This window comes from Burkholderia plantarii (assembly GCF_001411805.1).
Lineage (GTDB): Bacteria > Pseudomonadota > Gammaproteobacteria > Burkholderiales > Burkholderiaceae > Burkholderia > Burkholderia plantarii.
The window spans coordinates 1687343-1709061 of record NZ_CP007212.1 but is presented as its reverse complement, the minus strand read 5'-3'; the positions used below and the strand labels follow the sequence as shown (position 1 = coordinate 1709061).

General features: G+C 64.8%; 15 protein-coding genes and 2 pseudogenes. 3 read left to right on the top strand and 14 right to left on the bottom strand.

The genetic code is table 11. The features are described from left to right. Nucleotides 1-37: 37 nt before the first annotated feature. The gene (locus bpln_RS07340; RefSeq protein ID WP_063891205.1) at nucleotides 38-1027 is read right to left on the bottom strand and encodes a LysR substrate-binding domain-containing protein; all 990 of its coding nucleotides are present in this window, start codon (nucleotides 1025-1027) and stop codon (nucleotides 38-40) included. A gap of 247 nt (nucleotides 1028-1274) precedes the next feature. Between bpln_RS07340 and bpln_RS07335 the strand changes: the two genes are divergently transcribed. After that, nucleotides 1275-2474 carry a porin gene (locus bpln_RS07335; protein WP_055138467.1) on the top strand — a complete coding sequence of 400 codons (1200 nt, stop codon included), beginning with the start codon at nucleotides 1275-1277 and terminating at the stop codon, nucleotides 2472-2474. Nucleotides 2475-2603: 129 nt separating this feature from the next. On the opposite strand, the gene bpln_RS07330 is transcribed toward bpln_RS07335, so the two are convergent. The 5 genes from bpln_RS07330 to bpln_RS07310 all read right to left on the bottom strand — a co-directional run bounded on the left by bpln_RS07330 (nucleotide 2604) and on the right by bpln_RS07310 (nucleotide 9019). Continuing rightward, nucleotides 2604-4469: a dipeptide ABC transporter ATP-binding protein gene (locus bpln_RS07330; protein ID WP_244131893.1), complete on the bottom strand. Its 1866-nt coding sequence runs from the start codon at nucleotides 4467-4469 to the stop codon at nucleotides 2604-2606. Next, nucleotides 4466-5296: an ABC transporter permease gene (locus tag bpln_RS07325; RefSeq protein ID WP_055138466.1), complete on the bottom strand. Its 831-nt coding sequence runs from the start codon at nucleotides 5294-5296 to the stop codon at nucleotides 4466-4468. Before bpln_RS07325 ends, bpln_RS07330 begins: the two co-directional genes overlap by 4 nt. Next, nucleotides 5297-6235, bottom strand: a complete 939-nt coding sequence (locus bpln_RS07320) for an ABC transporter permease (protein WP_055138465.1) — start codon at nucleotides 6233-6235, stop codon at nucleotides 5297-5299. Between the two features lie 19 nt (nucleotides 6236-6254). Continuing rightward, a complete protein-coding gene (locus bpln_RS07315) occupies nucleotides 6255-7955 on the bottom strand; it encodes an ABC transporter substrate-binding protein (protein WP_148653958.1) in 1701 nt (566 codons plus the stop codon). A gap of 368 nt (nucleotides 7956-8323) precedes the next feature. Next, nucleotides 8324-9019: a class I SAM-dependent methyltransferase gene (locus bpln_RS07310; protein ID WP_055138464.1), complete on the bottom strand. Its 696-nt coding sequence runs from the start codon at nucleotides 9017-9019 to the stop codon at nucleotides 8324-8326. 138 nt (nucleotides 9020-9157) lie between these two features. Between bpln_RS07310 and bpln_RS35175 the strand changes: the two genes are divergently transcribed. Further along, nucleotides 9158-9508 (top strand): hypothetical protein, encoded by a 351-nt coding sequence (locus bpln_RS35175; protein WP_148653957.1) that lies wholly within the window; start codon nucleotides 9158-9160, stop codon nucleotides 9506-9508. Nucleotides 9509-9809: 301 nt separating this feature from the next. Then, a pseudogene (locus bpln_RS07305) lies at nucleotides 9810-10337 on the top strand (transposase); the annotation flags it as partial. A 40-nt stretch (nucleotides 10338-10377) separates the two neighbouring features. Here the strand turns inward: bpln_RS07305 and bpln_RS07300 are convergent. From bpln_RS07300 to bpln_RS07265, 8 genes and pseudogenes are all read right to left on the bottom strand, one after another. Then, the gene (locus bpln_RS07300) at nucleotides 10378-11388 is read right to left on the bottom strand and encodes a helix-turn-helix domain-containing protein (protein ID WP_244486970.1); all 1011 of its coding nucleotides are present in this window, start codon (nucleotides 11386-11388) and stop codon (nucleotides 10378-10380) included. 253 nt (nucleotides 11389-11641) lie between these two features. Next, nucleotides 11642-12073 (bottom strand): hypothetical protein, encoded by a 432-nt coding sequence (locus tag bpln_RS07295; protein WP_055138462.1) that lies wholly within the window; start codon nucleotides 12071-12073, stop codon nucleotides 11642-11644. A 135-nt stretch (nucleotides 12074-12208) separates the two neighbouring features. Further along, on the bottom strand, nucleotides 12209-13726 hold the full coding sequence (locus bpln_RS07290; RefSeq protein WP_055138461.1) for a hypothetical protein: 1518 nt from the start codon (nucleotides 13724-13726) through the stop codon (nucleotides 12209-12211). Between the two features lie 325 nt (nucleotides 13727-14051). Next, entirely contained in the window at nucleotides 14052-15197 is a 1146-nt protein-coding gene (locus bpln_RS07285; protein WP_055138460.1) for a helix-turn-helix transcriptional regulator, read from the bottom strand. 811 nt (nucleotides 15198-16008) lie between these two features. Next, nucleotides 16009-17321 (bottom strand): annotated as a pseudogene (dctA, locus tag bpln_RS07280) (C4-dicarboxylate transporter DctA). 88 nt (nucleotides 17322-17409) lie between these two features. Then, nucleotides 17410-19689 (bottom strand): xanthine dehydrogenase family protein molybdopterin-binding subunit, encoded by a 2280-nt coding sequence (locus tag bpln_RS07275; protein WP_244131895.1) that lies wholly within the window; start codon nucleotides 19687-19689, stop codon nucleotides 17410-17412. Nucleotides 19690-19709: 20 nt separating this feature from the next. Continuing rightward, nucleotides 19710-20177, bottom strand: a complete 468-nt coding sequence (locus bpln_RS07270) for a (2Fe-2S)-binding protein (protein WP_055138457.1) — start codon at nucleotides 20175-20177, stop codon at nucleotides 19710-19712. Further along, entirely contained in the window at nucleotides 20174-21538 is a 1365-nt protein-coding gene (locus tag bpln_RS07265) for a c-type cytochrome (protein ID WP_244131896.1), read from the bottom strand. The genes bpln_RS07270 and bpln_RS07265 overlap by 4 nt, the downstream gene beginning before the upstream one ends. Between the last annotated feature and the right edge of the window lie 181 nt (nucleotides 21539-21719).

Below are 21719 nucleotides of genomic sequence, written 5' to 3'. Positions count from 1 at the left end.
AAGCCATCAACGAATCGGGAGCCGATGACGGCGGTTCCTAGAGCGTGGCGCTGCCGCCGTCGTCATCCTCGCCCTCATCCTCGTCATCGCTCTCGCCGTGCGGGCTGCCGGCGCCCGTCACGCCGCGCCGCAGCCGCGCGTACGAGGCCAGCATGCTGGCCAGCGCCTGCGCGACCGCGGTGGGCGGTGAGGTGCTGCGCCGCACCAGGCAGATGTCGCGCGAGCTGAAGGTCTCGCGCACGGGAATCCGGATCAGCGCGCCCGAGAACAGCTTCAGGTCGGCCAGCACGCCGGGGTCCACCGTCAGGTAGTCGGTCTCGCTGACGAAGTAGAGCGATTCGAGCAGCGTGTCGGCCGTCAGCACGATCTTCGGCATGCCGAGGCCGCGCTCGCCGAACATCTTGACGAGCCGGTTCGCCGCGAAGCCGGCGATGCCCTCGCGGCGAAAGCCCACCCACTCGCAGTCCACCAGCTCGTCGATGCTGGTCGCGCCCGCCTTCGGGTGACCCGCGCGCGCGAGCACGGCGGCCGTCGAGCGGTACAGCCGGTCGATCTCGAGATCCGCGTCGGCGAGGTTCGGCGCGAGCGGGCACAGCGCGAAATCGAGCCGCCCGTCGCGGATCCGCTCGGTCAGCATCTTCGACGAGCCGCTCGACACATGCACGAGCACGTTCGGATAGTCGGCCATGAAGCGCTTGAGCACCGGCATCAGCAGCTCGGCGAGCGGCTCGGACGTGACGCCGAGCGCGATCCGTCCGCTCGGCTGGCCCTGCAGCTCGCGCATGTCCTGGTCGATCCGCTCGCAGTCGCGCAGGATCGCGCCGGCGCGGACCAGCAGCCGCTCGCCGAACGGCGTCAGGCTGATGCCGAGGTGCGAGCGCGTGAGCAGCGGCGCCGCGAGTTCCGCCTCCAGGCTCTGGATCGCGTGGGTCAGCGCGCTCTGCGCGATGTTCAGCGTGCGCGAGGCGGCGCGGAAGCTGCCCTGCTCCACCACCACGCAGAAGGCCCGCAACTGGCTCAGGGTCATCGCGTCCTCCCGGCTTGGCCCGGACCGAAAAACGCGGCGCCGTCGCGCCGCCCGCACGCGCGAAAACCGCGCTCCGCCCCGCGCTTTGCGGGTGATCGCCCAATCAGATCACGATGCATACGATCGGTCTTCCTGACAAAAAATTGCCTGCTTAGCATTCCTCTCGACCAATCAGGTCGGGGGCGGGGACACGTTCGGCAACACCCGCATCACACCACACCCATCGGCTCGGCCGAGGACCACGAAGATGAAAAAAAGCCTTCCCGCCATCGCGGCGCTGCTCGCCCTCTCGGGCGCCGCGCACGCGCAAAGCACCGTCACGCTGTACGGCTTGATCGATACCGGCTTCGCGTTCAACTCCAACGCGAAGGGCGGCCGCCAGTACTCGGCCTCCTCCGGCAACCTGCAGGGCGACCGCTGGGGCGTGCGCGGCGTCGAGGATCTCGGCGGCGGCTACGCGGCGATCTTCCGCCTCGAGGGCGGCTACAGCGTCAACACCGGCGCGCTCGGCCAGGGCGGCGACCTGTTCGGCCGCAAGGCCTACGTCGGCCTGCAAACGCCCTACGGCACCGTCACGCTCGGCCGCCAGTACGATTCGCTCGGCGATTACGTCGGCGATTTCGAATCGGCCAACTTCGAGAAGTTCGTCCCCGGCACCGAGTGGGGCAGCATCTACGGCGCGCATCCCGGCGACATCGACAACCTCGACAACAGCTACCGCATCAACAACACCATCAAGTACGCGAGCCGCAGCTACAACGGCCTGAAGTTCGGTGGCATGTACAGCCTGGGCGGCCAGGCCGGCGACGTCACGCGCAACCAGCTCTACAGCCTCGGCGCCGGCTACGACAACGGCCCCGTGGCGCTCGGCGTCGCGTTCGAACGCGCCAAGAACCCGAACTACTCGGTGTTCGGCACCAACCCGAACGCCAACTCGGCCACCGCCGCGAACGCCGCCAACGTCACCAACCCGGTGTTCAGCGGCTTCGCCTCGGCCGGCGCGTGGCAGGTGATCTCGGCCGGCGCCGCGTACCACCTCGGCCGCGCCACCATCGGCGGCGTCTACAGCAACGTCGAATTCCAGCACCTCGGCGCCACCAGCGGCGCGGGCCTGAACCCGCTGCACCTCGCCGGCACCGCGAAGTTCAACATCGGCGAACTGAGCGCGTCGTACCTCGTCACGCCGGCGCTGCAACTGGGCGCCGCGTACACCTACACGGCCGGCAGCTCGGTGGGCTCGGTCTCGGGCGCCACCTACAACCAGGTCAACCTCGGCGCCGACTACTTCCTGTCGCGCCGCACCGACCTCTACCTGGTCGGCCTCTACCAGCACGCGAGCGGCGTCGATTCGACGGGCAAGAAGGCCGTGGCCGCGATCGCGAACCTGTCCAGCTCGTCGAGCGACCGGCAGGCCGCCGTGGTGTTCGGCATCCGCCACAAGTTCTGATCGCGCGACGATGCATGAAACGGGCGCTCGCCGATGGCGGGCGCCCGTTTTTCATCGTCCGTCGGCGGCGGAGGGGTTCGCGGGATGCCCGCTTGCCCTCCTCCCTTCAACTCGCGGCGGCGCCTCCCGTCAATAACGCGCAACCCAATGCCCGTCGCGACCCTCCACGCGATGCAGCGTCGGCAGCCGGCCCGCCGCGCCGTCCGGGTCGAAATAGTCGGCCGCCTCGCCGCGCGCCGGCGGCACCTCGCGCACCATCACGCGAAAGCCGTTGGCGCCGTCGCCATGCAATTCGGGCACCGCGCGCAGCAGCCGGCGCGTGTACGGATGGCACGGATCGTCGAACACGGCCGCGCGCGTGCCGAGTTCGACCAGATGGCCGCGCAGCATCACCAGCACGCGCGAGGCGATCTGCTCCACCACGCCCAGGTCGTGCGAGATCAGCAGGCAGGCGAAACCGTAGCGCGCCTGCAGCGACGTGAACAAATCGAGCACCTGCTTCTGCACCGTCACGTCGAGCGCCGACACCGGCTCGTCGGCGATGATCACGGCCGGCCGGCTCACCAGCGCACGCGCGATCGCCACGCGCTGGCGCTGGCCGCCCGACAACTCGTGAACGAAGCGCCGCGCGTGCTCGCCGAGGCCGACGTCGGCCAGCACCGTGGCCACGCGCGCGGCACGCCCGGCCGCGTCGAGATCGCGGTTCAGCCGCAGCCCCTCGGCCACCAGCTCGCCCACCCGCATGCGCGGATCGAGCGCCGAGTACGGATCCTGGAACACGATCTGCACCGCGCGGCGCGCGGCCTGCAGGCGCTTCGCGCCGCCGTCCAGATAGGTCGCGCCGTCGAGCAGCACCTGCCCCTCGGCCGCCGCGACGAGGCCCAGCGCGACCTTGGCGAGCGTGGTCTTGCCGCTGCCCGATTCGCCGACGATCGCGAGCGTCTCGCCCGCATGCAGCCGGAACGAGGTCGGAAACACGGTGCGCACCATGCCGCGCCGGGCGCTGGCCGTGCTTGCGCCTCCGCTTGAACCCGACGCCCTGCGCTTGAACCAATCGGCGAGCCGCCCGCCGCGCGGCTGCGCGTAGTCCACCGCCACCTCGCGCATCTCCAGCACCGCGCGGCGCTCGTCGATCGCGGCCGGTGGCGTGTCGGGCCGCTTCGGCAGCGCCTCCAGCAGCGCGCGCGTATACGGATGCGCGGGCCGCGACAGCACGCGCTCGGCCGTGCCCGCCTCCACCGCCGTGCCCGCGCGCATCACCAGCACGCGCTCGGTATAGGCGGCCACCAGCGCGAGGTTGTGGCTGATGAAAATCAGCGCCGTGCCTTCGTCGCGCGTGAGCTCCATCATCACGTCGAGCACCTCCTTCTGCACCACGCAGTCGAGCGCGGTGGTGGGCTCGTCGGCGATCAGCAGCTTCGGGCGCAGCAGCATCGCCGAGGCCAGCACGATGCGCTGGCGCATGCCGCCCGAGAACTCGTGCGGATACCGCTTCATGCAGTCGCGCGGATTGCGCACGTAGACGCGTTCGAGCATCGCCAGCGCACGCTGCGTGGCTTCCTCGCGCGCGAGGCCACGGCGGCGCATCAGCGCCTCGGTCAGCTGCACGCCGATCCGGAACGCCGGGTTCAGCGACACCATCGGCTCCTGGAACACCATGCCGATGCCGGTGCCGCGCGTGGCGCGCCATTGCGCGGCGCCTTGCGCGAGCAGCGGCGCGCCGCCGAAGCTCACGCCGCCGCCGAGCACGCGCGCCGAATCGGGCAGCAGGCCCAGCAGCGTCTTGCCGATCAGCGTCTTGCCGCTGCCCGACTCGCCCACCACCGCCAGCGACTGGCCGGCCGCCAGCTCGAAGCTCACGCCGTCCACCACGCGCTTGACGTCGCCGCCCGGCACGTTGAAGCCGAGCGCGAGCGAATCGACGCGCAGCAGCGGCGCGTCCGGCGTCGCTGCGTTTGCCGCCGCCGACGCGGTGCCTTTCATCTGCGAGGTCATCGCATCACTCCTTTCATGCGCGGATCGAGCAGGTCGCGCAGCGCGTCGCCGAGCAGGTTGATGCCGAGCAGCGCCAGCGAAATCGAAACACCGGGGAACACCGCCAGCCAGATCGCGCGATCGATCGCGTCGCGGCTGTCGGCCAGCATCCCGCCCCAGGTGGGCGCTGGCGGCGGCACGCCGAGGCCGAGGAAACTCAGCGCGCTTTCGGCCAGCAGCGCCGAGCCGAACAGCGAGGTGGCGAACACCAGGAGCGGCGTGACGATGTTCGGCAGCACATGGCGCCACAAGGTCCAGGCGCCGCCGTTGCCCATCGCCTGCGAGGCCACCACGAAGTCGCGCGCGCGCAGCGTGAGCGTGCCGCCGTGCGCGAGCCGCGTGACCGACGGCGTGTAGGCCAGCCCCAGCGCCAGCACCACCGCGCCCCTCGAGCCGCCCACCACGGTCATGATGCCGAGCGCGAGCAGCAGGCCCGGGAACGCCATCAACGAATCGGTGATCACCAGCACCACGCGGTCGATCACGCCGCCCGCGTAGGCCGACACCGTGCCCAGCGCGGTGCCCGCCAGCAGCGCGAACAGCACCGAGCCGAGGCTGACCGTGAGGCTGACCGAGGCGCCCGCCATGATGCGCGAGAGCACGTCGCGGCCGAACTCGTCGGTGCCGAGCCAGTGCTGCGCGCCCGGCGCCGCGAAGCGCGCCACCAGGTCCACCGCGCTCGGATCGTAGGGCGTCCAGACCAGGCCGACCGCGGCCGTCAGCACCAGCCACGCCACCAGCAGCGAGCCGGCCGCGAGATTGAAGCGTTTGAACAGGGAGCGTTTCATTCAGATTTTCATGCGTGGATCGAAGACCGGCCGCAGCAGGTCCACGACGAGATTGACGAGCACGTAGAGCAGCGCGATCACGAGCAGGCAGCCCTGCACCACCGGATAGTCGCGCGCGTAGATGCTGTCCACCAGCAGGCGCCCCATGCCGGGCAGCGTGAACACCGTCTCGATCACCGCGCCGCCCGCCAGCAGGTGGCCCAGCACGAGGCCCACCACCGTCAGCGTCGGGCCGAACGCGTTGGGCAGCGCGTGCAGCATCACGCGCGGCTCCGACAGCCCCTTGGCGCGCGCATGCGCGATGTATTCGAGGCGCAGCACCTCGATGCTGCTCGCGCGCATCACGCGCATCAGCACCGCGATCTCGCCGAGCGCGACCGCCACCACCGGCAGCAGCAGGTAGCGCAGCGAGCCCCAGCCGGCCTCGGCGAAGCTCTGGTAGCCGAAGGTGGGCAGCCATTGCAGCTTCACGCCGAACACCCACATCAACAGGATGCCGATCCAGAAGCTCGGCAGCGAGACGAACAGGATGCCCGTGAAGACGATCGCCGAATCGGTCCGGCGGTTCTGCAGCCAGGCCGCCACCAGCCCTGCCGGGATCGCCACCAGCGCCGCGATGCAGGTGGCGGCCAGCACGATCTGCGCCGTGACCGGAAACGTGGTGCGGATCAGCTCGCCCACCGGCTGGTGGCGCACGATCGACATGCCGAGGTCGCCGTGCAGCAGGTGCGCGAGCCAGAGCAGGAACTGCTCGGGCAGCGGGCGGTCGAGGCCGAAGCCGTGGCGCATCTGTGCCAGCAGCGCCGGGTCGTTAATGTCGCCGAGCATCAGCAGCGCCGGGTCGCCGGGGATCGCGCGGATCATCGCGAACACCAGCACCGTGACGATCGCCACCGACGGCACCGCCATCACGATCCGTTTCAATACGTAGTTCAACATGCGGAAGTCTCGCTGCGGGTCAGTGCTTGGTCACGTTGAACACGCGCGTGCGCCGCATCGGCCACGACGCGACGCCGTCCAGCCGGCTGCTCGCGATCTGCAGGTCCGGCACGTAGTACATCATCAGCATCGGCACGTCGGCGAGCATCAGGTCGTGCAACTGGTCGAACACGCGGCGCCGTTCGGCCTCGTCGGTCACGCCCTGCAGGCCGCGCAGCAGTGCCCGCGCCCGCGGGTTCTCCCACTGCGCCATCGGCCGCCTGTCCTTGTCGCCGAGCACGTCGCCGTACATCAGTTCCGGATCGATGCGCGCCGAGTAGGCGAACGACATCAACTGGAAGCGGCCCGAGCGGAAATCGGCCAGCTGCTTGCCCCACTCCACGATGTCCAGCCGCGTGGCGATGCCCGCCTGCGCCAGCAGCGACTGCAGGTAGATCGCCATCGTATACATGTGCGGGAAGCGCCGGCTCGTCTCCAGGCTCAGCGTCTGGCCGTGGTAGCCGGCTTCGGTGAGCAGGCGGCGCATTTCGGGCAGGTTGCGGGTGTAGCCCTTGGCGTCGTCCGGGGTGAACTGGCGCGTGGCGTTCGGAACCAGCGACGGATCGTAGGGGGCGCGGCCGTCCGTGACCGCGTTGACGATGCCCGGCAGGTCCACCGCGAGCGAGATCGCGCGGCGCAGGCGCAGGTCCGACAGCAGCGGATCGCGCGTCTGCATCAGCAGCATCGCCGAGTCGGTGCTGGGGCCGGAAATGACGTGCCAGCGCGGGTCGGGCGGAAGTACGCCGTTCTCGCCCACCGACATCAGGTCGATCTGGCCGGCGACCAACGCGGATTTCTGCGCGGCTTCGTCGGGGATCACGACGAAGCGCACGTCGCCGTAGGCGTGCTTCGCGCCGGCCAGGCCGCTCGGCGGTTCGGGGCGCGGGCGGTAGCCGGGAAACGGGCGCAGCAGCACGTACTGGCCGCGCTTCCATTCGGCGAACTCGAACGGGCCGGTGGCGACCGGCTTCAGCCATTGGCCGGCCGCGTCCACGCTGGACGGGCTCAGCACCGCGAGCGGGCAACGCGGGTCGACCATGCGCGTGAGGAACAGCGCGTTCGGGCGATCGAGATCGAAGATCACCGTCATCGGGTCGGGCGTGCGCACGTCCAGCACGCGCGCGCCGCGACTGCCGTCGTAGACGTTGCGGCACTCGAAGCCCGAACTGCGCTTCATCAGGTAGGCGTAGCTCCAGCGCACCTCGCGCGAGGTCATCGGGGTGCCGTCGTGGAAACGCACGCCGGGGCGCAGGTGGAAGGTGTAGGTCTTGCCGTCCGGGGAGATGTCCCAGCTGTCGGCCAGCATCGGGCCGACGCTCAGGTCGGCGCGCAGGGCGACCAATGATTCGACGACGTTGCCGAGGATGTTGTCGGTGGCCGTGTTGCGCGCGATGTTGCCGGGCATCGAGGTGGGCGTGTCGGCGCCTTCGGCGACGCGGATTTCGGGTTGCCGTGGTGGTGGAGGCGCGGGTTGTGCCGCGGTGGCCGAAGGCGGCATGGGTGCCGCTTCTGCCGCCACCAGGCGTGGCAGCAGCATCGCGCTGGCGGCGAGCAGCAGCGCGGACAGACCGGCGCGAAGCGCGGCACGCCCGGCCGCGTTGCCGGGTTGCGCCGCGCGGCGCGCCGTCGTGGCGGTTGGCTTGCGCCCCGGGGGCTCGGCGCAGGCAATGAGGGGATGCATCCAGTCTCCAGATCGGTATCAGCCAGTGTGCTTCGACCGGATGCTCGCTCCGGCCGCGCGGCGCTCGATGCGTGCCACCGTAGCGTGACGACGATGCTAGGCATCGCCCGATGCGGGAGGAAGCCTCGCCAAATTATCATGATCTGAATTTTAGATCAGGGGGATGGGATGGCGCGTCGGGGGGCTGACCTCCACCGCCTGCAACCTCCCGCCCCAACTCCGCGAGACACCAGTTTTGACTTCAACTCAAGGTGCGGCACGGTGAGACCATGAACGGCCGTGGCGCAACGTTCCGGAAATCACGATTTCGACAGATTTATTTTTCAATATTCGAAACCGGCCTTGCCCCACTCGCAATGAGCGGCGGGTCATGACTTCATCGCCGAGAAAAAAATAAATCGCGGCTTCGTACTCAGGCTTTCGTATGCGTGCGGGAAATGAGTGCGGGCGCGGGGATCGGGCTGTGGCTCTCTCAGCGTCTGGATATGAAACCCGGCCACCGCCAATGAGTCGACCATGGCATGGAGTGGCCGATGCCAGAACCGCATCGCGATGTCCTTTCCGCCACGCTGCCATGTGTCCGTAAAGCTATATGTTTCGAAGTAATTTTCGCGACCTGCCAGTTCATGATCCATGAACGGATGGTGGGTGGAAAAGATCAGTCGACCTCCTCTTGATAACACTCGATTGAACTCCGAAAGCGGCAGCGACCAGTCCGGTAGATAATGCATGACGAGCGACGCCAGAATCAGATCGAAAGCCTCCCCGGCAAACGGTAGCGGCTCGTTCAGGTTCGCCAGGATCAGCGACGCGCGCCCTTTCAGGCGGCTCCGAGCGATGTTCAACAACCCCGCGCTCGAGTCGATGCCGGTGAGGTTCGCGCCTTTTTCAACGAGTGCCGCTGCATGCGCTCCACCGCCGCACCCCGCATCGAGCACGCGAAGATTGGCGACTTCTCCGGCCATCGAAAGGATCGCGGGTCGTTCGTAGAAAGCGTTCCAGGCATTCGCTTCGTTGTCAGCGCCATACGCCGCAGCAAACGAATCATAATCATTTTCAGGCAATGCAACTCCTTATCCGTTGTAATTGAAAATTGCAAACCACGGCCAACCGTCGGCGCAATCGTCACTGTCGATATTTATGTATTAGATGGAAGGCAAACGCGATAACCCAGTAGGTGGGCGCGTATATCGTGATGAACGTTGCGAATTGTCTATCCGGCGTATGAAAAAAGAGGTGAACGGCCACCGCAGCGAGAATCGAAGCTTGAAATCCCAATAAAATGCCGAACAATCGGCGTTGCGTCAGATGGGTATTTTCTGATTTCACAAGGGCTCCCTTCTCAATTCTTCAAAAAACCAGCCAATGCGGGCTTGATCTCGTGCAATTATCGCCTGAATGATCTGAAATTTTTTTCCAAAGAAATTCTGTTTTTGAAAATTATTCCCATTCGGCATCGAAGCGATTTAGACGAAATCTCAATGACGCAAGCGATACTTCTGAAGATGCCCCAGCCGAACCCGCCTGGGCTTACCGGAGAATCGCATTCTTGAGAACATTGAGAGCAGTCTCCCAAAAGGACGCCGGGCACCGTAGGCCGGTTGTGTGTCACTGCGGCGGCCCCGACGTGACGGGGCTACTCGACGCCGACGTGACGGTTTTGCTTCCACCCGGTGCGCGATAAAAACCTCATCTCGCCTTGGTCCGCATCGAATCTGCCATTTAACGTCGGGGCCGGGCCGGTCGGGTTTTCAGCCACCTGATCAGCGCGAATGTAGTGGTCTAACAGATCGTTGAAATACGTCGGTCCGTCCTGCACGATGTAGGCTCCCGGGATCAAGGAAGAGCAGGCGGATGCGAGGCGCGGACGGTTACAACGAATCGTTGTTCAGCACGGTGAGGCTGGAGGAATTTGTTCCGCAGGCGCATCCGCTGCGCCAGATCCGGACTCGGCTGAACAAAGCACGGTCGAAGATGGATGCGAAGTTCTCGGCGATGTGCGAAGTCGACGTGAAGGGGGGCCGACCGAGCATCGCGCCTGAGAAACTGATGCGGGCGATGCGGTTGCAGGTGCTGTACAACAGCGAGCGGCCACTGGTCGAGCAGATCTCGTACAACCTGCTGTTTCGGTGGTTCGTAGGCCTGTCGATCGAGGATGCGGTTTGAAACCACTCGGTGTTCAGCAAGAACCGGGATCGGCTACTGAAATTCGACGCGGTGACGGAGCTGTTCAACGCGACGGTGGAAACGGCGCGGAAACGGGGCCTGCTGTCGGGCGAACATTTCAGCGTCGATGGCACACTGATTCAGGTCGGGGCCAGCCACAAGAGCATCCGTCGCAAAGAGGGTAGCGACGACGACCGGCCACCAGGCAGTTCGGGACCTCACCGCCGCCCCTTCCATTCGATAATCATCGTCAAATTCAAAAACAATGCGACATAGCTTCGTCTGCTTTGAGCCATTGAACAAACGACGGACCCAATATTCGCGACGTCGATTCGCGCGGCTGAAGTCGCGCTGCGCGTCGACGTTCCATGGCTTCCCGTGGCGTGCAGCCAAACGTCGCCCGGAAAATCCGACTGAAGTATTTTTCATCCATGAAACCGTGACAACGGGCTACCTGAGCAATGCGCTGTTTCGGTACATCCGGGTCCGTCAGGGCATCATAGGCACGAGCCAAACGTCTCCTTTGAACCTGGCGCATGACGCCCCCACAACCCTGAAAAAGTCGGTATAGCTTGGCACGCGAGATGCCGATAGCATCGCTGATCTTTTCAGGCGTCAAATCTGCCCGTTGCAGATTTACTTCCATGAATTGTCGGGCACGGCGAATCAGCGCGAGATCGGCCCCGGAAAGGTCGTCCGGCAGCGCCTCGCTGGAACGCATCAACGCCGCATGCAGAAGGGCGTTGGTGGCCCGCGCGATGTACGGGACATCGCCGACACTGAGTTTGTACATGTTGTCCCGGAGGATGAATAGATACTCGGCAAGGATGACGCCCATCGTCGGATCGATAATGTCGTCGCCTTGATGCAGATCCAGCGCCTGGAGTACATCGCGGCGAATCAGCAAACCGATGACATCCCCGGCGGTCACGACGTAGTCGAACGGCAGACTCATATCCAACACGCACAGTGGACCTACTTGGGCCCGAACTTGCCGAGAGCCACACTCCCCCACCACGCTGCCCGTCACTTGAAACATCAGGTGAAAATAGTCCAGTCCGTCGGCCAGGATTTTTCGTGTGCTTCGACTCGCTCGATAAGACACAGGAGGCTCTGGCCGAACCCAACGTTGCGACGTCAGCACGAATGGCCCAAAGCGCATTGCGTAGAATTCGGCATCGAACGGCACCGTGGCGTCGGTCGGCAGATCGTAATCGCACAGCGAGAGCGCCGCGGCCCATGCGTCGAGACGTTCACTTTCTGGCACGCTCAACGTAGTGAATCGATAGGAATACAAGGGAGTGTGCAAGACCATCGCGCTTCACCGCTACTCGATACCGGTCTCGACGCCACGATCATAAAAGCCTGCACAACAAGCACGCCGGATGCGTGCTGTCGATACCTGCCTTGCCGATACTCTCAGCCTGATCATGTCCTGACCGCCTCCCGAAGTTTCATGTCGCCGTACACGCCACAATACTCAACACGTCGCGGCGACCTGTTCGTCCCGAAGGTTCGTTTTACTGTACGTCGCCGAACCAGCTCCTGACCGTGTGGTTGCTGTTGTTGAATTCGAACTGCATCGTCTTGGTTTTTGTCGGCCCCGACGTGGCATCCACCATCTGTCCGGCGTTGGTCGCCTGGGCAAGCATCCCGGCGCCGGGAATCAAGCCAGCGGCCATGCCCGCCATCGACAAAAACCGGCTCCGCTGACCCGACGTATGGAGGTTGGAGTACACCCACATGTCTTTACCCAGTTGCGGGAAGCTCTGCTTCTGGAAGGGTTCGCCGAACATTTGGGCGATGTCGCTTTCAGTGGTCTTGCCTGGAATGACGTGGGACTTGAGATAGGCGCTGTCGAAGGGGGAAGGATGATTGGCATCGTTATCACCCATACCGGCACAGGCGGCCATCCCAACACAGAGGCTGATACATACGGCTTTGCGAAACATGATGTTTTCCTTGAATCGACATACCTTGCGACGCGGCATTCGCGCGCTCGGACGAACACGCGCTAGTCCAGCAGCAACGTACAAACACACCCGCCGCCGTCGCTCCCGCGGACAGCAGCAGGTTCGCGTGGTCGGTTAGTGTCCCGGGGTGTAAAAACTGGTTTGCAGTTGGGGACCGACGTTCAGATTGTCGTTTTGCCAGACGAGCGCCATCGAGCCGGCGGCGTTGACGGCAAGCGCAGGCCACGATGACGACTGTGGGTCCTGACCGAACGTCGTCGCAGTCCACGCCCCATTGCGATAGCTACTCGCGATGACGTCCGATGAATTCGACGTCCCCATGTCCTGCCAGGCGGCGGTAACGTTACCCGCGCCATCGATCACGATCGGCGGAAGCTGTCCCGCCGACGAATTCAGATGCTCCGTGAGCGTCTGCAGCGGGCCCCAATTTCCATCGGTGTCCGCCACGCTCGCTTTCAGAACGGCTCCCCCCTCCGCCCACATGACGCCGGCCGCGCCGTTCTCGCTGACAGCCAACATCGGTTTGGCGATGAAGCCCGACGCTTCCGTGATCTCCGGCGCAACTTGCTTCGCGGTCTGCCATCCCGTGCCCGCCATGTAACGCTGGGACATGGTGGTGGTCATGATCTTCCCGTTGGCGACGTCTATCTGCCCCCACACGAGCGTGAGGTTGCCCTTCGCATCCATGCCGGCTGTTGGTGCATCGATGTCCGTGAACAGGCTCGTGTTCGTCACGGCCGGGTTGACGTTCGTCCAACCGTTGGTTGCGTCATAGGTCGCCGTCCAGATGGCCGATTGTGTGCCGTTGGTTTGTCCCCACGCGAGTACGGCGCGACCAGAGGAGAGGACCGAGATCATGGGCCGCAAGTTGGTGGTATCCCCCGTCACGGCTCCCGGTCCGGTTTGCACTGGCATCTGAATCTGCGTGGTAGGCGACCACGTTCCATCCGGCGTATATCGCACCCACGCGATACGGGAATCGAGAAGGCTGATCGACTGCGGGAACGCGACAAGGGCATTGCCCTGTCCGTCGATACCGGCCGTGTAGGTCGAACTCGTGACGTCCGGCGCCACTTCGTACGGCGTTCCCCATCCGCTACCTGGGCTGAACGGGCGTGCCCACAGCGCGTACATGTTCGGACCGGGCATCCATTCGGTCCAGAACGCGACCGCTTGGCCTGCGGCATTGCCGACCAATTGCGGTTGAATGGTGCCCGGTCCGGTCATCGGGTGCGTTCCATCACCGGTATCGAGCCGCGTTGCGGTGCTCCAGCCTGCGCCGGGTACATACCGCGCGCCCCACATCTCGTTGCCACCCGCGCCCGAGGGACCGTTGGTCATCCACGTCACAAGGGTATCGCCGCTCCCATCGATCGTCGTGCTAGGCTCGAAAGCGAGCGTCTTGCCGTCGAGTGCGACGGCTTGGCTCCAACCCGCCTGTGTCTGAGACGTACTGCCGCCCGTATTTCCACCACCCGTATTCCCACCCGTATTGCCGCCTCCGGCATTTCCACCACCTCCAGGAGATGAGGGGCCGGACGACGAGGCACTGCCTATCGTCGAAGCATCATCGCCGCCACACGCGGTAAGCGAGAGGCAGGCGGCCATCAGCATCCATGTAATTGGTTTCATAAGTATTCCTATTTATTCAATCGTCAATCTGCATTTCCTTGCTCTCTAACACTGGAAACACAATATCCAGCGTCCGGCACCCTTCCCCCTTCACGTCTTTCCGACGGTGTGCCTCACCTCACAAGACACATCAGGTACGCCACGTGTGTGAACGCCGGGTCATTCGATAAGGAATCCTTTTCATATGACTTGAAAATCGGACCGACGTATCGCTTACCAGTGAGTTCATGGACGTTGGAAGCCTTGCACCTGTCGACGGGACACGACGGAAAAGGCTCTTCGTACCGGGCAAAAGATTACCGACGATAAAGACACCTGTCGCCTCTCATTTGGGAGAGACTTTCTCCTCCGGCGACCGGAGCAACGCCACGCTTCGCGCGACGAGCACCGCCACCTCGGCCTGCCGGTTTGTGCCTGTCTTGGCAAGGATTCGCTTCAGATGGGACCGCACCGTGCCCATACCGATACCCTTGCGCTGCGCGATCCCATCGAGCGAAAGCCCCATCCCGAGGTCGGCGGCGATGGCCGATTCGGTCGGAGTTAAGCCGAACAACGCTTGCAGACAGCGTACGTTCGCTGTCGGATATTCCGGATCGCGCAGCATCACGAGGGCAAGCGGTGTAACCGTCTGGATCAGGCCACTCGGTTTTAATGGACTGACGCTCAATGTCAACGGCAACCGACCGGCACATGGAACCTTCAACGTGCGCCCTAGCGGAACAGCCCAGCCCGACGCGGTTGATATCGACGACTGGATCAACTGCACCAGCCGCTCATGCAATGCGTCGTCATCAAGGCAGATGCGTCCTGCGCGAACACGAATCGCTTGCCTCGAACGAAACAGATGCTCCGCCATCGCATTCGCGTACAGCACTTGGCACGATTGATTCGCGACCAGGATGCCCATATCGACGCGATTCAGTGCCTCCTGCGCGACATCGTGCTGGATCGAAGACAGGCGCTGACTTAACTGAAAGGCGCGCCGAAGATGTGGAAGAAGGAATGCGGCGCGCGCGCGGTCTCCGGTACTGAAATGCCGCGCCGCTTTGGGCCGGTGAACACCAAGCACGCCGAGCGCGCCGCCACCGACAGGAAACAGCGTGCCAACGACATGATGGATGTCGAGTTCGCGCAGCCACTCCCGATAGAAACCGCTTTCACGCTGCTCGCGAGGCGTGACGAGATCGCGGTCCGTGAAAATCGTCTCAACGCTGCGGGCCGCCGCGCGATGGACCCAAAGGTCATTCTGGTGCCAGTGGGTTGCCCAGTCCAGGCGCGCCTGTGGTAGATGAAGGTTGTCGGTCATCTCCAGCAGTTGCACGTTCGTGCCGTCATGGAGCTTCAGGACGGCACTATTCCCGTTGAACGCCTTGGCGATCGTGGAGGCCATCCCAGCCCACTGACTGCTATCGAGAGCGGCGTCGTATAGCCGGCCGACCAGATTGGACAGGCCGTTATCGAGGTACGTCATGTCCCTTGCTCATCCCATTGGCTTGCGATCCGTTGCGTCGGGCACTGCGCAGTCCTCGACGAAAGCGAGTGCTGCCATGCCCGCTACGTCCCGGACGGTTCCTTGTCAAATAACCCGTGACGGACTCGTGCGTGTCACGCTTGCCAACCCCTCTAGTAGGGACTACCTTCAATAATTCGTTATATCGGATCCCTCTGTTTTCCATACTTAAAGGCCAACCGGCGGAATTCCGCTCTTCCATAGCCTTTTGCCATGCCATGACGCACGGCACGGCCGCGCTCTCCACCCATGGGCACCGGAGACGGCATGCCGAGATCAACGACAGGGCGGAGATGACAGCCAAGCATCTTAAGCCATACCGCTTTAATGGAGGGCGGAATAGCGTCCATACTAGGTGGACCTGCGTTTTAAGAAAGACAAATTACACGTCATGCGGCACACATTTTGTGTGCCAGCCAACGATTAAAGCCGAGGCGGGAACGAGTTTTACAACGCCGAAAGGTAAACCCTTTCCACGAGGAGTGGCGCCGTTTCTCCTGCCGCACGGCCCAGCGGCACCTGAAAGGCGGTGGCAACACCATTTTCGCGGATATGCGTATTGAAGAATCGTCTCGCTTGACGACGCGGCGCTTCACGACTGGGGGCGCGGCGACGACGCCCCGCAGGTCGAATAGGCCCTGACGCGGTTCAGATACGCCCTCGCCGCGACCGTCGTCTCAGGTGCATTCGATGGGTTCGCCAGGCGACAATATGCGCAACGGCGTCCCGCGGACCGGCAACTTCCATCGTCGGTCCTCCACAGATCCTCCCTTTATTCGGCTTCGTCGGCCCGCACGAACGTCACGTCTTCGTCAGTCACGACGACACTGCGCTCGCCGTGCAGAACGGCGTTCATCTTCGAGCAGTCGAGTTCCCCTTCCCACGCCGATACGACGACAACTGCCACGGCGTTGCCAATGAAGTTGACCAGCGAGCGGCACTCGGCCATGAAGCGGTCGATGCCGAGGATCAGCACCATCGCCGCGACCGGCACCGTCGGGACCACGGCGAGGCTCGCCGCCAGCGCGACGAAGCCCGCGCCGACGACGGCGCTCGAACCCTTGGACGTGAGCATCCTCACGGCGAGCAAGGTCGCCTCCTGCCCTGTCGTCAGATGGATATTCGTCGCCTGCGCAAGGAACAGCACCGCCAGCGTCATGTAAATATTGGCGCCGTCGAGGTTGAACGAGTAGCCCGTCGGGACCACCAGTCCGACCACCGCTTTCGAGCAGCCAAGCCGCTCCAGCTTCTCCATCAGTTGCGGCAGCGCCGCCTCCGACGTGCTCGTACCGAGCACGATGAACAGCTCCTCCTTCAAATACGCGAGGAGGCGAAACACGCTGAAGCCGGACAATCTCGCGACGGCCGCCAGCACGATCGCAACGAACGCAAGCGCGGTCACGTAAAACGTCAGGATCAGCTTGAACAACGGTATCAGCGACGCAATGCCGTATTTCCCGACGGTAAACGAGATCGCCCCGAACGCGCCAGCCGGCGCGGCTTGGGTGATGATCTTGACCAGCGAAAAGAACACCGCGGAAAACTTCTCGATCGTCGCGGTCACCCCTTTGGCGTGATCGCCGGCCGCGGAAACCGCGATGCCGAACATCAACGATACGAACAGGATCGGCAGCGTGTCGCCCTTGGCGAACGCATCGAAAGACGACGTCGGGATGATGCCGAGCACGAACCCGCCGAGTCCATCGAGATGTTCCGACTGGTTGACGAAGCCCGCGACCGCCCGCGAATCGAGCGACGATATCGCGACGTTGAATCCGTCTCCCGGATGAAGCAGCTGGCCGAACAGCAGCCCGATCGCCAGCGCCACGGACGAGACGACCTCGAAATAGATCAGTGCCTTCCCGCCGACCCGCCCGACCTTCTTGAGGTCGCCCATGCTGCTGATGCCGGTCACCACGGTGCAGAAAATGACCGGCCCGATGATCATGCGTATCAGCTTGATGAAGGCATCGCCCAGCGGCTTCATCGCCAACGCGTGATGCGGATACAGATGACCGAGCAGGATGCCCGCGGCAATCGCCGCCAGCACCTGCACATAAGAATCTTGTAGAAGGGTTGTTTCATCGTGTTGTGCTCCTCCACCTCGCGGTCGCAAGCGGGTCGCAAGCAGGTCGCGAAAGGCCGCGACAGGCGCCGCGAGGCAGACGTCACGTCAATGCCGCTCCAGCGCTGCCTTGAGCGCCGCAGCCCGGATCGGCAGGTGGCGCATCCGCACGCCGACCGCCGCGAAAATCGCATTGCCGATCGCGGGCGCCACCACGGTCGTCGGCGGCTCGCCCAGTCCGACGGGCGCTTGCGCGCTGTCGACGAACGCGATGTCGATCTCCGGCACGTCGATCATGCGCAGCGGTGTGTAGGTGTCCAGATTCAGGTCTTTCACATTCCCTTTCTCGAATTCGGTGCCTTCGTAAAGGGCCATGCTCAATCCCCACAGCGTGCCGCCCTGAGCCTGGGCCAGTGCGCCGTCAGGGTCGACGATCGAGCCCGCGTCGATTTCCATCCATAGCTTCTGAACCGTCACGCGGCCCGTGCGCCGGTCCACCTTGACCTCCGCGACGCATGCGCACCATGTCGGCATCGCGCGCTCCTGGCCGAATGAACTGGCAATGCCGAGGCCCGTGTCGGCCGGCATCGCGCGTCCCCAGCCGGCGCGCGCCGCCACCCGCCGGATCACGTTGGCCTGCCGCAGCGCGCCGCCCACCGAACTCGGCGCGACGCCCGCGTTGCGGCCGGCGCCCGTGAGATGCGCGACGCGCAGCGCGACAGGATCGACCCTCCGGGCGTGCGCCACCTCGTCCATGAACGATTCGAGCGCCCAGTTCGTCCAGCCAGGCGCGACCGCGCGCAACCACCCCGGCCGAAAGCTCTTTTGCGCGAGATCGTTGTTCACGGCGCGCACCCGCAGCGCGTCGACGTCGTACCAGTGGTCCGCGCCCGAGATCGAGAACGGGTCATAGGACGCGCCGTTGGTGCCCTTCCGCATGTTTCCCGGAAACACCGTCAGGCTCGGCCAGCCCGCGACGGCCACGTGTTCCATCGCGACGAGCTTGCCGGCATCGTTCCATCCGAGCCGCAACCGCTGCAAGGTCGGCGAGCGCAGCGAATCGAGCCGCGTGTCGTCTTCCCGCGTCAACACCATCTTGAACGGACGGCCGAGCAGCTTTGTCGTCAACGCGGCCGGCACGGCGTAGTCGCCGTTCAGCCGGCGGCCGAAACCACCGCCGATCAGATAGGTCCGCATGACGATGCGCTCGACCGGCACCTGAAGCGCCTTCGCGAGGACCGGCAGAATGAAGCCCTGCGCCTGATTGCCGGTGTGAATTTCGAACACGCCGTTCTTCTCGAACGCAACGGCATTGACTGGTTCAAGCTGAAAATGCAGCACGCCGGCCGTGGTGTAGGTGCCTTCGAGCGTCTTGTGCGCGCTCGCGAGGCCGCCGTCCACGTCGCCGCCGCCGGTGTCGAGCAGCGCACCCTGGTTGCGATCGGCAACGAGCGCGGCCGCGTGATCGAGCAGGTCCTGCTCCGACACCGTCGACGTGTCGCCGCTCTGCCACTGCACCTTGACGAGGTCGGTTGCGCGCAGCGCCGCGTAGTAGCTTTCCGCGACCACCATTACCCAGCCGGGCACCGTGTCCGATGGATCGTTCAGCGCAATGCTGCGCAGATAGCCCTTGACGGCGCGCGCCGCGTTGTCGTCGATGGCGACCACCTTCGAGCCGTAACGCGTGGGCGGCAACTTCGGACGCCCATAGACCATCCCCGGCAAATCGACGTCGATCCCATAGACCGCAGCGCCCGTGGTCTTGTGCGGAACGTCGAGGGCTTTGACCGGTTTGCCGATCAAGGTCCGACTGGCCGCCGGTTTGATCGCCAGCGCGTTCAGTTCGTCGGCCGAGAAGCGGCGAGCGGGATTACCGCGGCGCACGATCTCGCCGTAGCCGATCGACCGGCCGGCGGCGTGAACCGCTCCGCCGCGGGCCACGCAGGCTGCCGCCGGGACGCCCATCAGCTTCGCCCCCGCGTCGATCAACGCGATACGGCCAGCGGCCCCGGCGCGGCTGAACACCGGGAACGTCGCCCATACCGACGTACTGCCGCCCGTCACCATGAAGCCCCACTTCGGGTCCGTATCGACGCCCACGATCCTGACCATGGTCCAGTCGGCTTCGAGCTCGTCGGCCAGGATGCGCGCGATCGCCGTGCCGATGTGCTGGCCCATCTCCGCCTTCGGAACGTTCACGGACACGATCCCCTGATGATCGATGCCGAACCACACGGCAGGCTCGAACAGTGGTCCAGCCGATGCGGCCGGGTCCGCATGCGCGGGGGTGGACGCGTCCAGCGCGAACGCCGTGCGTGCAAAGCCGAACATCGCTCCTGTCGCGGCCGTCGCGACGAGAAAGGAACGCCGGGAAAGATTGACGGTCATGCCGCCTCGTTCGGCCCGGCTCATGCGTCGTTCCCCGCCATGTCCCGCGCCGCCTGTTTGATCGCCTCGCGAATGCGCGTGTACGTCATGCAACGGCAAAGGTTGCCGGACATCACCGCATCGATGTCCGCATCGGTCGGCGCGGGGAAGTCCTTGAGCAGCGCGGCTGCCTGCATGATCTGACCGGACTGGCAGTACCCGCACTGCGGCACCTGGAGGTCTCGCCAGACACGCTGGACCGGATGCTGCCCCTGCGGATCCAGTCCTTCGATCGTGGTGATCTCGGCCCCGTCGACCGCGCCGAGTTGCGTCACGCACGAGCGCGTCGGGCGGCCGCCCACATGGACCGTGCATGCGCCGCACATGCCGATGCCGCAGCCGAACTTGGTCCCCTTGAGCCCGACCTCGTCGCGGATCACCCACAACAGCGGCGTTTGCTCGTCCGTCTCGACGGTCATCGGACGGCCGTTGATATGAAAACGTGTCATCGGGTCTCTCCTGGTCCTGCATGACGGATCGCGGCGACCTGCTTCGCCAGATTCGGCCACGGCGCCTTGTCGGTGCGCGTGCTGCGCAAATAGGCGGCGATCTGCGCCACGTCCTGGTCCGACATGCCGCGCGCGAAGCCCGGCATCACGATGCCGCCGGCCCCGTCCTTCGCATTGATGCCGTACAGAATCACGCGAATCAGATTCGAAGGGTCGTCCAGGTACACCGCACTGTTGAGGCCGAGTTCCGGCCGGTTGGCCTGGACGTCGGGGGCGCGGTTGTAGTGGCATGACGCGCACGCCGAGACGAACAGACGGCCGCCCGCGTCGCCGATCCGCTCGCGGTCGTGGGCATCGGCATCCAGTGCCGCGCCCACCGCCGAAGCAACGTGGCCGGCCATCGCGCCGCCGTTGCCCAGCGACTCGACGTAGGTCACCAGCGCCTGCCGGTCGTCCGGATCGAGCGCGGCCAGTTCCTGCGTCACCGATGCCATCGGCCCAGCCGCCGTGCCGTGATAAAGGCTCGCGCCAGTCGTCAGGTAGTCGAGCAACTCCGCGGACGTCCACGGCACCGGCGCAGGATTCGCCGCAGTCAAGGCCGGCGCGAACCATCCGTCGACCGCCGCGCCCTGATACAAGCGGTTCGTCAATTCCTCGCCGAGCGGCCCTCGCGGCGTATGACACGCCGAACAATGGCTCAGGCTCTCCGCCAGGTAAGCGCCGCGATTCCAGCGCGCGGATTGATCGGCTTGCGGCTCGAACCGCCCCGGATGGAAGAACAACAATTTCCAGCCGGCCTGGAGGGAGCGGATCCCGAACGGAAAAGGCATCTCGTTCGGATGGTTCTCCGCATGCACCGGCTCGCGCGTCATCACGAACGCATAGAGTGCATGCACGTCGGCATCCGACAGTTTGGTGAAGTGGTCATACGGGAAAGCCGGAAACAGATGGGAGCCGTCGCGCGCCACGCCTTCACGCATGGCGCGGCGAAACGCTTCTTCGGACCAGCTGCCGATGCCGGTTTCGCGGTCTGGCGAGATGTTGGTCGAGTAGATGGTGCCGAAACCGGTATTCATCGCGTAGCCTCCGGCAAACGGCTTTGCGCGCGCCACGGAGTGACAGCTCGCACAGAACCCGGCGGCGGCCAGTTTGGCGCCCTGCTGGATCAGCACGGGCGAAAAGCTCGACGGGTCAGGCGTGACCACTTCGCGAATGGCCGGTCGCCATGCGAACGCGGCGAATCCGACGACGCCGACGACGAGGAGCGCAATGCACCCCGCGACGACGCGTCTGAAGCGACCCGCCATGCGGCGCGACGACACCGGCCCCGCTTGCGGCAGCGTATTTTTGTCTCTGGACATGGGCTCTCTTTCCAGCCGTGAATAGGTCCGCCGAGGGACGCGCCGGCAGACGAACAAAACAGGACTGACCACCGCTTCGCGCGGCGTCGGATACTTGTCCGCGCCTACGTTAAAGGCCGGCCATTGCCCGGTCCATGTCGAATAGGCATGGTTTTCCGGTCATCGGCAGTGAAATCGGCGC

Coding starts and splice junctions, on each gene's coding strand:
- bpln_RS07315 (WP_148653958.1), bottom strand. CDS start 7,955: ATGCATCCCCTCATTGCCTGCGCCGAGCCCCCGGGGCGCAAGCCAACC.
- bpln_RS07325 (WP_055138466.1), bottom strand. CDS start 5,296: ATGAAACGCTCCCTGTTCAAACGCTTCAATCTCGCGGCCGGCTCGCTG.
- bpln_RS07285 (WP_055138460.1), bottom strand. CDS start 15,197: ATGACGTACCTCGATAACGGCCTGTCCAATCTGGTCGGCCGGCTATAC.
- bpln_RS07270 (WP_055138457.1), bottom strand. CDS start 20,177: ATGACACGTTTTCATATCAACGGCCGTCCGATGACCGTCGAGACGGAC.
- bpln_RS07295 (WP_055138462.1), bottom strand. CDS start 12,073: ATGTTTCGCAAAGCCGTATGTATCAGCCTCTGTGTTGGGATGGCCGCC.
- bpln_RS07340 (WP_063891205.1), bottom strand. CDS start 1,027: ATGACCCTGAGCCAGTTGCGGGCCTTCTGCGTGGTGGTGGAGCAGGGC.
- bpln_RS07330 (WP_244131893.1), bottom strand. CDS start 4,469: ATGACCTCGCAGATGAAAGGCACCGCGTCGGCGGCGGCAAACGCAGCG.
- bpln_RS07290 (WP_055138461.1), bottom strand. CDS start 13,726: ATGAAACCAATTACATGGATGCTGATGGCCGCCTGCCTCTCGCTTACC.
- bpln_RS07335 (WP_055138467.1), top strand. CDS start 1,275: ATGAAAAAAAGCCTTCCCGCCATCGCGGCGCTGCTCGCCCTCTCGGGC.
- bpln_RS07320 (WP_055138465.1), bottom strand. CDS start 6,235: ATGTTGAACTACGTATTGAAACGGATCGTGATGGCGGTGCCGTCGGTG.
- bpln_RS07265 (WP_244131896.1), bottom strand. CDS start 21,538: ATGTCCAGAGACAAAAATACGCTGCCGCAAGCGGGGCCGGTGTCGTCG.
- bpln_RS07275 (WP_244131895.1), bottom strand. CDS start 19,689: ATGACCGTCAATCTTTCCCGGCGTTCCTTTCTCGTCGCGACGGCCGCG.